Source organism: Methylobacterium sp. CM6241, assembly GCF_054817845.1.
In genome coordinates this window covers 4759235-4772623 of sequence record NZ_CM139246.1, presented here as the reverse complement: position 1 = coordinate 4772623, position 13389 = coordinate 4759235, and the positions used below count along the sequence as shown (strand labels likewise).

The following is a 13389-nucleotide window of genomic DNA, read 5'->3' as shown; positions in this document are numbered from 1 at the left end:
CTGTGCTGGCAACACGTCATCGCGGCGTCCGGCCATGCGCTCTCGTGGAAAAGCGCCGTCAGGCCGCTTTGGACGGGGGCAGGACACCCGCTCCGCGACAGCGGTCGATGATGCTGTGGATAGGCTCCGGCCCGGCGACGAAGGCGACGTAATCGAACGCCTCCGGGTTCAGGCTCGACATCAGAAGCTGGAAATGCATGCGGAACAGGTTCCACTTGCGCCGGGCGATGATCTTGCGCTCGATTAGATCGGTGATGCGGACATGGATCTCCACCGGCTGGTGCCCGGCAAGCGACGGGACACCGGAGGCAGTGAGCACGTCGCGATCGTGGACCGAGAGCCAGTCCCATTTCGCGCGCACGTCGATCCAGCGAATCGCAGGTGCCGCCGCCACCCGGGAGAGCGCTGCGCGCATCTCTTTGGCCGGCGCATCGAGGGTGATCCAGGGGATCACGCTGCCGATGCTGACGAAGGAGACGGGCGTGCCGCGCAAGCCGAAATCCGGATCGCGGGTGAGGATCCGGTCGAGGGCCTCGATGCCGAGAAAGCTCGACGAGGAATGGCCGATGACGACGATCTCGGAGGCATGGCCCTCGGCGGCCTGGATCTTGGTCGCGAAGGCGTCGAGGCGCGCGCGCATCCGGGTCTCGGCGCCGCTGGCATGGTCGTAGGTGAAGGCGGTATCGTCCACCAGATGGGCGACGTAGAACGGCTTGCCCCGTGTCACCGCCATCAGGCCGAGATGAATCCCGTAGGCGAGAACGGGGATCGCCGCGAGGCTCCAGGGTCGCCATTGCTCCGGTCCGAGCCAGGCCGGCAAAGCCGCGAGGACGAGGGAGAGGACCACCAGGGCGGCATAGATCGCGTGGACGCCGATGATCACGCGGGCGAAGCGCTTCGCCTCGCGACGGAATCGCTTCGGGTAGCCGTCCCGTAAGAGCCGCCACCAGAGTGCGGGCACCTCGACGAGCCGGCGCAGGGTCGAACGTGGAAACCGGGCGCGGACGATGTCGTCCCAGCGCAGCAGGGTGTAGCGCGTCGGCGCGCCATCCGCCTCCACGCGCCAGTCGAGACGCAATCCGTCGGCGGACCGTTCCGGATCGCTCACGGTGATGGTCATGCCGCGCCGGACGGCGGTCAGCCGGCTCTCCCGCCGGAAGAGGCCCCAATAGGTCTCGGGTTCACGCGGGTCGAAACCCGGCATGTAGAAGACCTGGCGAGGCAAGGTGTCGGGGGCCGGCGGGTCGGAGGCGATGGGGCTGGTATCCGTGACTGTGTGGAAGACAGGCGCGAGTGGGGCGCCGAATCCGCTGCCTACACGAACTGGCCGGCCTGATACGAGTGCGAAACCGCATCAGGCTGTGCCGGTCGAGAGCGCTCTCCGCCGACGTGGATGCCGGTTCGGCGGAAAAGAGCGCGGCACAACAAGGGGCTGGAGCTTTGTCCCAGCCCAACATGCTCGGACCCAGCGCTAGCCGTGCGCGAGGTATTCCGCGATGGCGGTGACGAAGCGGTCGCCATAGGCGTCGCGCTTGCGCTCACCGACGCCGTGCACCGTCCGCAAGGCGTAGAGGTCGACGGGCTTGGCCTTGGCCATCTCGATCAGCGTGCGGTCGGGAAAGACCATGAAGGCGGCGATGCCTTCGCCGCGGGCGATGGTGGCACGCAGGCCTCTAAGATGCTGGAACAAAGCTTCCGTCGCCGGATCGAGATCGAGGGTCGCATCTTCGCGCGCCGCGCCGCTGCGCTTGCGGTCGCGCGGCTCGGCCACCTTCGGCTCCGGGTCCGGCCGCATCTGGATCGCTTCACGGCCGAACAGGATGGCTTCGCCCTTCTCGGTCAGGGAGAGCCCGCCGAACCCGTCGTCGTTCTCCGCCACGGCCCCGGCTGCAAAGAGCTGGCGCAGCATTGCCCGCCATGCCGGGAGCGGCTTGTCGGCACCGACGCCGAAGGTCTTCAGCGCCGTGTGGCCGTTGCGCCGAATCGTGTCGGTTTCCTTGCCGTGGACGACGTCGCAGACATAAGCGGCGCCGAAACGCTGCCCCGTACGGACGATGGCCGAGAGCAGTTTCTGTGCCGGCACGGTGGCGTCGATGAGCGAGATGCCGCTGCGGCAGAGATCACAGCGGCCGCAGGGCTCGCTCGCCTCGCCGAAATAGCCGAGCAGCGATTGCCGCCGGCAGGTCGCACCCTCGCAAAGCGCGATCATCGCCTCCAGCTTGCGCCGCTCGACCCGGCGGCGCTCATCCGGCACGTCCTTCTCGTCGATCTGCCGTCGGCGCAGGGACATGTCGTCGAGGCCGTAGATCGTGAGCGTATCGGCGGGCAGGCCATCGCGACCGGCGCGGCCGATCTCCTGATAGTAGCCCTCGACATTGGAGGGCATGTCGGCGTGGCAGACGAAGCGGACGTCCGGCTTGTTGATGCCCATGCCGAAGGCGACGGTGGCGGTCATCACCACCCCATCCTCCTGCAGGAACGTGTCCTGGTTCTTCATGCGCGTGCCCTGGTCGAGGCCGGCATGGTAGGGGAGGGCGTTGAACCCATCCTTGGCGAGCACCTCCGCGAGCTGCTCCGTGCGCTTCCTCGACGAGCAGTAAATGATCCCGCTCTCGGAGCGGCGGTGGCGCAGGAAGCGCTCGATCTGGCGGGTCGGGTTGTCCTTCGGCGTGAAGGTCAGCCGGATGTTCGGCCGGTCGAAGGAATGCACGAAGGCCTTCAGGTCGCGGCCGGCCGGAAACAGCCGCTCGGTGATGTCGGCCCGCGTCGCCTTGTCGGCGGTGGCGGTGAGCGCCACGGTCTGGACATTCCCCAACGCCTCGCGCGCCTTGGAGAGATCGCGGTATTCCGGGCGGAAATCATGCCCCCATTGCGAGACGCAATGAGCCTCGTCCACGGCCAGCCGCCGCACGCCGGCCCCGCGCAGGGCATCCATCAGCCCTTCCATCATCAGCCGCTCAGGCGAGACGAAGAGGAGCCGCAGATCGCCGCTGCGGATCTTGCGCCAGGTCTCCCGCGACGTCGCCTCCGCCACCGATGAGTTCAGGGTCGCTGCTTCGACGCCGAAACCGATCATCTGCTGGACCTGATCGTGCATCAGGGCGATCAGCGGCGACACGACCACCGTGAGTGAGGATTCGACCAGGGCCGGCAGCTGATAGGTCATCGACTTGCCCGAGCCCGTCGGCATCACCGCGAACACGTCTGTCCCATCGAGGACGGCACCGATCACCTCGTCCTGTCCGGGCCGGAAATCGTCGTAGCCGAAGGTCTTCTTGAGGGCGCGTCGAGCTTCGTCGAGGCGGTCGGTCATGCAGGGCCCGTCATCGCGGTCAGGGAAGGGCGGCAGGCGGACGTCGCGCCGGCCATCCTCGGCACGGCAATGCCGCCGTCGCGGCCGTCATTTGCCATGATGGTGGCTTTGACGGCCTCGGGCTCCAAGGTCAATCGTCGGGATCGCCGCCTCGCCTCGATCGCGAACGTGTCAGCGGGATGCGATCGCGACGGCGGCACCGGCCATGACCGTTCCGGCTCCACGGTTGAGCAGTCGTCGCGCCCTGGCAGAGGTCATCACGCGCCGGGCCCGTTCGGCCGCCAGGACGTAACCGGAGAGGATGATGCCGAGGACGAGAACGATGGTGACACCAAGCTCCGCCAGCCCCAGAGCATCGATCCGGCCGAGATCGACCACCGTCGGCAGCAGGGCCAGGAAGAACAGGATCACCTTCGGGTTGCCCAGGGTGATGGCGAGGCCGCCCGCGAACAGACGCAAGGCTCCCTCGTCACGAAGAGGCTCCGCGTCGATCACGCCGACCCGGGATGTCCAGGCTTTGAAGGCCAGGACAGCGAGATAGACCGCGCCGGCATATTTCAGTGCGACGAGAAGCGGCGCGAAGGTCTGCGCCACCAGGGCGAATCCACCCGCCGCCACGGCGAACCATATCAGGTCACCGACAATGAAGCCCGCGACGAAGGCACCGATGCCGCGGGTGCCCTCGGCGAGGACACGCGCCACCAGGGCTGCGATGCCGGGGCCGGGGGAGGCTACGGCGGCGGCATAGATGGCGGCAAAAACGACAAGATGCGCGATGGGAATGACGCCTGCTCCGGTCGACAGTTGCAATACAGGGCATACAAAGACTTCACATCTTAAGTCACCCGAAAGGAGATGTCTGCTCAGATTGGGCAAGGGTCAGCGGGTCGTCATCGCGGGCCGATGAAAGACCGGCGAGTTTATCCCATGATGGTCCTTCCCTTCCTCGGTTTCGCTGGCGCCACGGGGGCGGCGATCGCCGGGAGACGCGGCCTGGCCTTGCTGCTCTGGGGCCTGTCCCTGGGCGTGCTGCTGGCATTGTTCCGCGAGCACGCCACCGACGCCCTGCCGCTCGTCTTCTGAAGGCCACGGAATGTCCGCATCGTCCCTCGCCCGCGCGCTGAACGCAGCGGGACTCCTCGGCTGCAGCCTCATCCTTCTCGTGGCGTTCTGGTTTCAGATCGTCCTCGGAGAATTGCCGTGCCCGCTCTGCGTGCTCCAGCGCGCCGCTTTCACGGCAGTCGGGCTGGGGCTCGTCCTCAATATCTGCGACCGGCCGAGACCGTCACATTATGCCATCGTCATCCTGAGCGCCGTGGTGGGAGGCGCGGTCTCCGCCCGTCAGACGGCTTTGCACATCATCCCCGGAACCGGGACCTATGGCTCGGATCTGTTCGGCTTCCATTTCTATGTCTGGGCGCTCATCGCCTTCACCGGCATCATCGTCGCCGTCGCGATCCTGTGCCTGTGGGATCGGCAGTTCACTCCTGAGGCCGCCGTGTCGCGCTCGGAGACGGTCTCGGTCCTCGGGCAGCCCACCGGAACGGCGCCGACAGTTCTTCCCGGCACCCGGGCCGGGGCGCTCGGCCTATCCGTCGTCCTGCTGTTCCTCGTCGTGGCGCTGGCCAATGCCGGTTCGACCTTCGCAGAATGCGGGTTCGGCCTGTGTCCCGACAATCCGGTAAATTACGAGATGTTCGAGCGGCTGATCGCGCGGTGAGTCAGGCGGGCACGATACGCCCGTCGGACACGGAAACCATGTCAGCCCGGCCGTCCAGCTCGGCGAACAACGCCGGATCGGCGCCGGTCATCCAGACCTGCCCCTGCAGGGCGGCCAAGGCATCGAACAGGCCCGCCCGCCGCCGCGGATCGAGATGCGCCGCGACCTCGTCGAGCAGAATGAGGGGGGCGATGCCGCACATGGCCTGAACCAGGCGCGCATGGGCCAGGACGAGGCCAATGAGCAGCGCCTTCTGCTCACCTGTCGAAGCGGTCGCGGCCGCCACGTCCTTCGGTCCGTGGCGGACCACGAGGTCGGTAGCCTGCGGGCCGACCAGGGTGCGCCCGGCGGCACGATCGCGGTGGCGGCCCTGGCGCAGGGCAGCGCGGAACCGGTCCTCCGCCTCCAAGGCCGGCCAGACGGCCACGAGATCGTCGAGGTCGCCTTCCAGCCTCAGCCCGGCCCATGGAAAGGGCTGCGCGTCGTCGCGGGTCTCGGCGATGAGACGATCCAGCCGCTCGGCGGTCTCGCGCCGCGCCAACGCCACAGCGACGCCGAGTTCGGCGACTTCGCGCTCGATGGCATCGAGCCATTGCCCGTCGCTGGGCCGTTCTTCGAGCAGGCGGTTGCGGGATCGAAGTGCCCGCTCCAGCGCGTTCACCCTCGCGCCGTGCGTCGCGTCGACGGCAAGGACCAGACGGTCTAGGAAGCGGCGGCGGTCGCCGGCGGGGCCGCGAAACAACCCGTCGAGATCCGGCGTCAGCCAGACCACCCTCAGGAACTCGGAGAAGGCAACGGGGGAACCTACCGTCTCGCCGTCGATCCGGCACAGACGCGTGGCCCGGCCGTCGCCCACGGCGGGCTCGAAGCCCGTGCCAATGCGATGTTCCTCCTCGCCCTGTTTGAGCGCGAGGGAGACCGCGAACCCGCCGGAGCCCGCATTGCGCGCCATGCTCGATAGGTCCGCGCGCCGCAGGCCCCGGCCGGGGGAGAAGAGCGAAATCGATTCGAGGAGGTTGGTCTTCCCCGCCCCGTTCTCTCCGACGAGCGCGACGAAGCGGTTCCCGACGGCGAGGTCGAGATCGGCATGGTTGCGGAAGTCGCGGCAGATGACACGGGTGAGGCGCAGACCGACGACGGACGGTTCGTCGGTGGATGGATCCACGATGCCCGAACTTTCTGGGGTAATCGGCGAAACGACCTCGATCACACCCGCATCGGCATCAGCACATACAGCGCCGAGGCGCCCTCGCGGTCCTGGATCAGGGTCGGCGAGCCGGGATCGGCGAGCTTGAACAGAGCCGTGTCGCCCTCGAGCTGGCTCGTGATGTCGAGGAGGTAGCGAGCGTTGAAGCCGATATCGAGGGCGGAGGCCTCGTAATCGACGTCGAGCTCTTCCGTGGCGCTGCCGGAATCCGGGTTGTTGACGGAAAGGGCGAGGCGGCCCTCCTGCACGGCGAGCTTCACCGCGCGGCCGCGCTCGGACGAGATCGTCGAGACACGGTCGACCGCACGGGCGAACTCGTCGCGCTGCACCGTGAGAAACTTGTCATTCCCCGACGGGATCACCCGCTGGTAGTCGGGAAAGGTGCCGTCGATGAGCTTGGAGATCAGCGTCACGCCGCTGGCGAAGCGGAAGCGGATCTTGGCCGGCGACAGGTCGATCTCGACGGTCTCGCCGCCATCCTCCACCAGCTTCTGAATCTCCGCCACGGCCTTACGCGGCACGATGATGCCCGGCATGCCACGGCTGCCCTCGGGCGCGTCGATCTCGACGCGGGCGAGGCGATGGCCATCGGTGGCGACCGCACGCATCTTGAGGGCGCCGTCGACATCGATCGTGTGGAGGTAGATCCCGTTGAGGTAGTACCGCGTCTCTTCCGTGGAGATCGCGAACTGGGTCTTCTCGATGAGACGCTTGAGGTCGCTCGCGCCGATGGAGAAGCTGGTGCCGAGTTCGCCGGCGGCGAGATCGGGGAAGTCACCTTCGGGCAGGGCACCGAGGGAGAAGCGCGAGCGGCCGGAGCGGATCGTCATCTGACCGGTCTCGCCGCTGGTCTCCAGCGAGACCTGCGCCCCGTCGGGGAGCTTGCGTACGATGTCGTAGATCACATGGGCGGGCACCGTGGTGGCGCCCGGATCGACGATGTCGGCCGGCACGGATTCCGTCACCTCGATGTCGAGATCGGTCGCCTTCAACTCCAATCCGTCGGTTCCGCTGCGCAGGAGCACATTGGAGAGGATCGGAATCGTATTGCGCCGCTCAACCACACGATGCACGTGGCCGAGCGATCGAAGGAGGGCCGCGCGCTCGACAGTGACTTTCATCGCAACAACTCGTGGTCAGTCGGAAAAACGTCGCTGACCCCGAAAACGATGACGGATGGAGCCGGCGGCTTGGCCGGTGAACTTGGCGAAGGCCCTGTCCGAACGCAAGAGCGCGAAACGCTCTATCCAGGGCAATGCGGAAGAGACGTCCTCCAGGGCAACCGCTCCGAGCGCTTGCCCCGGCTTTCTTCGACGCCTTCGGTCTCCGAGGCCAGCCTCCGCGAACCGGAGCTTTCGCTCGAGCTCGAGGCGAAGCCGCTCATGCGGCTTCGCCTCGTCCAGGCTTTCAGTCCTGCAGCATTCGCTTGAGGAGCTCGACCTCGTCGTTCAGCACATTGTCCTCGCCGATCAGCTTATCGATCTTGCGGACCGCGTGGAGCACTGTGGTGTGGTCGCGCCCTCCAAAGCGGCGGCCGATCTCGGGCAGCGACCGCAGGGTCAGCACCTTGGAGAGATACATCGCGATCTGGCGCGGCTTGACCACGGCGGCGGTCCGCCGCTCCGACAGGATGTCGGAACGCGAGACGTTGTAGCGCGAGGCGACCAGTTTCTGGATGTCCTCGATCTTGATGCGCTTCGGCTCGCGGTTCTTCACGAGGTCACGGATCGCGGTCTCGGCCGTCTCCATTGTCACGGCGGTGCCGGTGAGCGTGGCATGGGCGAGAAGCCGGTTCACGGCGCCTTCGAGATCGCGGCCATTGGCGGTGATCGCACGGGCGACATAGGTGGCGACGGTGGGCGACACCTCGAAATTCGGATGCGCCACCCGTACAGCGGCGAGCCGCGCCGACAGGATCGACATGCGTAGCTGCTCGTCCAGAGTGCCGATCTCGACCACGAGGCCGCCGGCCAAGCGCGACCGCACCCGCTCTTCCAGGGCTTCGAGTTCGGTGGGCGGACGATCCGAGGCCACGACGACCTGACGGCCCGCATCGATGAGCGAGTTGATCGTGTGCCCGAACTCGGCCTGGATCGACTTGCCCTGAATGAACTGGACGTCATCGAGGATCAGGAGATCGATGGCGCGCAGTTTCTCCTTGAAGGCCAGCGCACTCTGGGTCTTCAGCGCGTTGACGAAGCCGTACATGAAGCGGTCGGCGGTGAGGTAGATCACCCGGCGGCCGGACTCACGCGCGGCATGGCCGATGCCATGGAGAAGGTGGGTCTTACCCAGGCCGACGCCGGCATGGAAATAGAGCGGATTGTAGAGGGCACCCTGGCCGTCATGACGGGCCACGCGCTCGGCTGCGGCGTGTGCCAGGGCATTGGATCGACCCACGACGAAGCTCGCGAAGGTGAGGCGATTGTCGAGGGGCGCGCCGTTGAGGTCGCCGGAGGCTTCGCCGCGCGCCTGAGAGGAGGATTCCGCCTCGGCCGGGAAGCTCATCTCGCCGGATGAGGGCTGCGCGCTGCTGGCGGCCTGGAGACGAGCGAGGGGACTCGCGGGAGCCGAGGACTTGACCGCACCCGAAACGACGCGTGGGGGAGCACCAGCACCGCGCACGCCCACCTCGATGAGCGAGACGCTCTCGACTTCGCTGCGGAACGTGGCCAGGACACGGTCGAGATAATGGGATTCGATCCAGCTCTTGAGGAACCGGGTCGGCACGCTGAGGCGGGCGGTCCCGGAGACCACCTCCACCAATTCGAGACGCGCGAACCAGCTGGCGAAGACGTCTTCGCCCAGTTCCGCCCGCAGGCGCCGCTTCACGCGCGCCCAGGCAGCAACCGTGTCCGATCCCCCTGCGCCACTCATGCCGGTCTCGGCGTTACCCGCCACGCTACCGTCGACATGCATCATCGCTCTCCTCGCGCCGAGGGCGGAAGCCGCCGCCCGGAACGTACGCACACTGGACTGACTTCACGCCCCGCAAGGAATTCGCGGAACCCATAGAGATCCGGCGGAGTCAACACCTCCACCGCAGGCTTTTGCCGATGAGAAGACCCTATCAACAATAAGCTACGGTTCTCCTAACAACGGGGGTTGCGGGGAAAGCAGTGTGAGGTGCCTTGAGAGTCTCGCTGATCCGCACCGAGTCCTGAGCCGCCCGAAACCTTGCGGACGATTCGGATAGGTTTGAATTAAGTGTGAATTTTCCCGCTTTTGGCGAGACATCATTAATCTACACAGCCCTCCTAGACTCCGCAACACGGCAGATTCGCAAGTAGGGTTAACGGTTCGACTCGGATTGGAGCGACCAACAGCCCACCGGACGATGAGCGATGGCAGTCAGCCGCGACGAAACATCCGGCGGGTCCGCACGGCAGATGCATTGGGACAGAGGCGGGAAAACACGGCCTGAAACGAAAGAAGCCCGGCACTGAGGCCGGGCTTCTTTCGCGTCATCCAAGGAAGGAAGGGATCAGGCTGCGAGAGCCTTGACCCGCGCCGCGAGGCGCGAAACCTTCCGGGAGGCGTTGTTCTTATGAACGATGCCGTGCTGAGCGGCCCGCATGATCTCGGGCTCGGCTGCCCGCAGGGCGGTCAGCGCAACGGACGGGTCGCCGCCGGAAATCGCCTCTTCGACCTTGCGGAGGAAGGTACGCATACGGCTGCGGCGCGAGCGGTTCACAGCGGTCCGCTTCGCGATCTTGCGGGTCATTTTCTTGGCCGACACGGTGTTGGCCATGGGGCATCCTCGTTCATGTAGGGCGATGCCGACGAGCCCGCGGGCTTGGTGTGTCGGTCTACGCGCAAAGGTTGTTCGGGCAATGGCGAAGCCGACGGGCTGCGTGAGTGCGGCCTGTCGGCGAAGCGCGCTCTATAGACACGCCCCGGCATTCCGTCAACGCGACAGGCGCGAATGTCCGTACCGCCGATGCTGCCGAACCCTCGCTCGGGCCATCGACATTCCGCACTGAATGACGCCGGTCGAACAAACCAATCGGCTGACAGCAAGTATTGTATCGGACTACGAACAGGTTATCCGCCGCCTCGACAGTTGAACGGGGCGCCCCGACACAGCCCTGTCGTTCACGACACGATCATCGGGCGATCGTCTTTTTTCGCTCGACGATGAGACGACGTTTGACCGGGGCCGGGCTTCGGAGAAAGTGGCCTTCCACGATTCGCACGCGAAACGGAATAGATGACCTCCGACATCACGCTCTATCATTCACCCAACACGCGCTCGTCTGGCGTCCGAATCCTGCTGGACGAGCTCCAGTTGCCCTATCGTCTGCACGTCCTCAACATGAGGGCAGGGGAGCATCGCGAGCCCGCCTATCTGGCGATCAATCCCCTGGGCAAGGTCCCCGCCATCCGGCACGGGGATGCGGTCATCACCGAGCAGGCCGCGATCTATCTCTATCTCGCCGACGAGTTCGCCCAGAAGGGCCTCGCGCCGCCGGTCGGGGACCCGCTGCGTGGTCCCTATCTTCGTTGGATGATCCTTTACGGGTCGTGCTTCGAGCCGGCGGTGATCGACCGCGCGCTCGAAAGAGAACCGGGCCCGATGGCGATGTCGCCCTATGGCAGCTTCGACGCGGTTCTCGACAGCATCGTCGCGGGCCTGTCGAAGGGGCCGTATCTTCTGGGCGAGCGATTCAGCGCCGCCGACATCCTTTGGGGTGCCGCACTCGGCTGGATGACCGCCTTCAAACTCGTCCCGGAAGAACCCGTGATCGTCGCCTACGTGGCCCGGATCAAGGATCGCCCCTCCTTCCGCAAGATCACGGCCGACGAATCCGCCCTCGCGGCCAAGCAGCAGGAAGCGGACTGATCACTGTTCGCGACCCACCATGCCCATCGGAATCATGAGAAGGAGCCACAGACATGCGGATGATCTTCGTCAATCTGCCGGTGAAGGATCTCGAAGCCTCGAAGACCTTCTTCGACGCCCTGGGCTTCACGTTCAATCCGGCGTTCACCGATGAGAATGCGGCCTGCATGGTGGTGTCGGACAGCATTTTCGTGATGCTGCTGACGGAAGCGCGCTTTCGTGACTTCATCACCGGCGACATCTGCGATGCATCGAAGGCCACCGAAGTGCTGACCTGCCTCTCCTGCGAATCACGTCAGGAGGTCGACGATACCCTGGCCAAGGCGCTGGTGGCCGGGGCCAAGCCTTGGAAGCCGAACATGGATTACGGCTTCATGTATGGCTGCTCGTTCCAAGATCCGGATGGCCACGTCTGGGAGCTGATGCATATGGATCCGGCAGCCATTCCGCCGCAATCCTGAGACGTGCATCCGGCCGCCGGGCTCAGCCCGGCGGTATCGCCGTGCCGGTCGAGCGCGTCATCATCGTCGAAGGAAGCGAGGAGGGGGCGAAGGCCGCCACCAGATGCATGCCGATGACGGGTGCGAAGACCAGGGTCATCATCACGAGAAGGATCAACGCCACGCTGTTGTCGCGGGAGGGCGAAGCGGCGCGCGAGCGGGCACGGCGGAAAGCAAGGGTCTGGAAGGTCATGGGCTCACCTCGTTCGACCGGCCGTCAGGGCCGATCGCGGGTGAACCCGATCAAGCGATCAGGCGCTCAACACGCTGTCGGCCGAAGTCGGCGCGGTCCATCGACTACTGTCGCTGGGCATTGGGTTCGAAAGTTCCTGTGATCCACCGAGCCGAGCATATGCCGGGCAACGGCGGTTGCGCCCACATGATGCGGTGCGAAGGGTTCGTCAAGCCTTAACGTGGCATCCGCGGGATTGATCCGCATCACGATGCGAGCCGCGCGGCGAAGCGCTCCACCAGGCGTCGCCCGACCTCGTCCTTGTCGAGGGTCGGCCATGTCTCCAGACCCCCATCCCGGTCGAGCAGATGGATGGTGTTGGCGGTGCCGCCCATGACACCGCCCTCGGCGGAGACATCGTTGGCGACGAGCAGATCGCAGCCCTTGCGGGCGATCTTCGCCCGGGCATGAGCGATCACCGAATCTGTTTCGGCGGCAAAGCCGACCACCAGCGTCGGGCGTCCTTCACTGCGCTGGGCGATGGTGGCGAGAATGTCCGGATTCTCCACAAGCGAAAGGGGCGGTACGGCCGCCCCGTCCTTCTTGATCTTGGACGCGTGATCCTGCGCCGGACGCCAATCCCCCACCGCCGCGGCGAAGATGGCGAGGTCGGCGGGGAGGGCGGCCTCCACCGCCGCCAGCATCTCCCGCGCGGTCTCCACACGCACCATCGTGACGCCCTTCGGATCGGCGATGGAAACGGGACCGGAGATCAGCGTGACCTCCGCGCCCGCTTCTGCGGCAGCGGCGGCGATGGCGTGGCCCTGTCGCCCCGACGAGCGGTTGGCGAGGTAGCGCACCGGGTCGATCGGTTCATGCGTCGGGCCGGACGTCACGAGCACGCGCCGGCCCGCGAGAGGCTTCTGCGGCGAACGACCGGCCAGAAATCCAAATCCCCCGGTCGCCGCCGAGGATGCCCTCGAGATTTCACCGAGCATGGCCTCGACCGCGTCGGCGATCTCCAAGGGTTCCGCGAGGCGGCCCGGACCGAACTCAGATTCCGCCATGGCGCCGTCATTGGGTCCGACCACCCGGACACCGTCGCCCTTCAGGGTCGCGAGATTCCGACGCGTCGCCGGATGCTGCCACATGCGGACATTCATCGCCGGAGCGATCAGGATCGGGAGGGTCGTCGCCAGGAGAACCGTGGAGGCGAGATCCGAGGCGTCGCCGCTCGCCATCCGTGCCATCAGGTTAGCGGTGGCGGGCGCGACCACAATGGCATCCGCATCGCGTGCCAGCTTGATATGGCCGATATCGGCCTCCTCCGCCCGGTCGAACAGGTCGGTATGGGCACGCTCCCCGGCGAGGGCGGCAGCGGCGAGGGGGGTCACGAATTCCTGTGCCCCCGCCGTGAGCAGCGGACGCACCCGCGCCCCGCGCTCGCGGAGGCGGCGGATCAGGTCCAGCGACTTGTAGGCGGCGATACCGCCACCGATGACGAGCAGGATGCGTCGGTTCTGGAGGGGGAGGGTCATGATGGAGGGCTACTCCCGCTCTTCGTGATCGTCCACAGCGAACGGATATGGCATGGCAGCCACGAACAGCGGTGTCCGCGCCATTCCGTTCACCCG

Annotated in this window: 13 protein-coding genes; 4 read left to right on the top strand and 9 right to left on the bottom strand. The window is 66.2% G+C overall.

Features of this window, described 5'->3' with window-relative positions:
* Positions 1-58: 58 nt before the first annotated feature.
* The 3 genes from ACYQR9_RS22430 to ACYQR9_RS22420 form a co-directional block, all read right to left on the bottom strand.
* Positions 59-1204: a hydrolase gene (locus ACYQR9_RS22430; protein WP_461229879.1), complete on the bottom strand. Its 1146-nt coding sequence runs from the start codon at positions 1202-1204 to the stop codon at positions 59-61.
* A gap of 267 nt (positions 1205-1471) precedes the next feature.
* Complete coding sequence (gene recQ, locus ACYQR9_RS22425; RefSeq protein WP_056424759.1) at positions 1472-3313, bottom strand: DNA helicase RecQ; 1842 nt, start codon at positions 3311-3313, stop codon at positions 1472-1474.
* 171 nt (positions 3314-3484) lie between these two features.
* A complete protein-coding gene (locus ACYQR9_RS22420; RefSeq protein ID WP_461228090.1) occupies positions 3485-4123 on the bottom strand; it encodes a LysE family translocator in 639 nt (212 codons plus the stop codon).
* 117 nt (positions 4124-4240) lie between these two features.
* Between ACYQR9_RS22420 and ACYQR9_RS22415 the strand changes: the two genes are divergently transcribed.
* The gene (locus ACYQR9_RS22415) at positions 4241-4396 is read left to right on the top strand and encodes a DUF5993 family protein (protein ID WP_018042624.1); all 156 of its coding nucleotides are present in this window, start codon (positions 4241-4243) and stop codon (positions 4394-4396) included.
* Positions 4397-4406: 10 nt separating this feature from the next.
* Positions 4407-5033 (top strand): disulfide bond formation protein B, encoded by a 627-nt coding sequence (locus ACYQR9_RS22410; protein WP_056424762.1) that lies wholly within the window; start codon positions 4407-4409, stop codon positions 5031-5033.
* A gap of 1 nt (position 5034) precedes the next feature.
* Here ACYQR9_RS22410 and recF read toward each other — a convergent pair whose 3' ends face one another.
* The 4 genes from recF to rpsT form a co-directional block, all read right to left on the bottom strand.
* Entirely contained in the window at positions 5035-6198 is a 1164-nt protein-coding gene (gene recF / locus ACYQR9_RS22405; protein ID WP_461228089.1) for a DNA replication/repair protein RecF, read from the bottom strand.
* Between the two features lie 41 nt (positions 6199-6239).
* A complete protein-coding gene (dnaN, locus tag ACYQR9_RS22400) occupies positions 6240-7361 on the bottom strand; it encodes a DNA polymerase III subunit beta (RefSeq protein WP_461228088.1) in 1122 nt (373 codons plus the stop codon).
* Positions 7362-7647: 286 nt separating this feature from the next.
* Entirely contained in the window at positions 7648-9159 is a 1512-nt protein-coding gene (dnaA, locus tag ACYQR9_RS22395) for a chromosomal replication initiator protein DnaA (RefSeq protein ID WP_207412677.1), read from the bottom strand.
* A gap of 565 nt (positions 9160-9724) precedes the next feature.
* Positions 9725-9991 carry a 30S ribosomal protein S20 gene (gene rpsT, locus ACYQR9_RS22390; RefSeq protein WP_461228087.1) on the bottom strand — a complete coding sequence of 89 codons (267 nt, stop codon included), beginning with the start codon at positions 9989-9991 and terminating at the stop codon, positions 9725-9727.
* Positions 9992-10450: 459 nt separating this feature from the next.
* On the opposite strand from rpsT, the gene ACYQR9_RS22385 reads away from it, so the two are divergent.
* Positions 10451-11083 (top strand): glutathione S-transferase family protein, encoded by a 633-nt coding sequence (locus tag ACYQR9_RS22385; RefSeq protein ID WP_461228086.1) that lies wholly within the window; start codon positions 10451-10453, stop codon positions 11081-11083.
* 53 nt (positions 11084-11136) lie between these two features.
* Entirely contained in the window at positions 11137-11544 is a 408-nt protein-coding gene (locus tag ACYQR9_RS22380; protein WP_461228085.1) for a VOC family protein, read from the top strand.
* A 22-nt stretch (positions 11545-11566) separates the two neighbouring features.
* On the opposite strand, the gene ACYQR9_RS22375 is transcribed toward ACYQR9_RS22380, so the two are convergent.
* Both ACYQR9_RS22375 and ACYQR9_RS22370 read right to left on the bottom strand, forming a co-directional pair.
* Positions 11567-11776: a hypothetical protein gene (locus tag ACYQR9_RS22375; RefSeq protein WP_056258007.1), complete on the bottom strand. Its 210-nt coding sequence runs from the start codon at positions 11774-11776 to the stop codon at positions 11567-11569.
* 245 nt (positions 11777-12021) lie between these two features.
* Entirely contained in the window at positions 12022-13293 is a 1272-nt protein-coding gene (locus tag ACYQR9_RS22370) for a phosphopantothenoylcysteine decarboxylase domain-containing protein (protein ID WP_461228084.1), read from the bottom strand.
* Between the last annotated feature and the right edge of the window lie 96 nt (positions 13294-13389).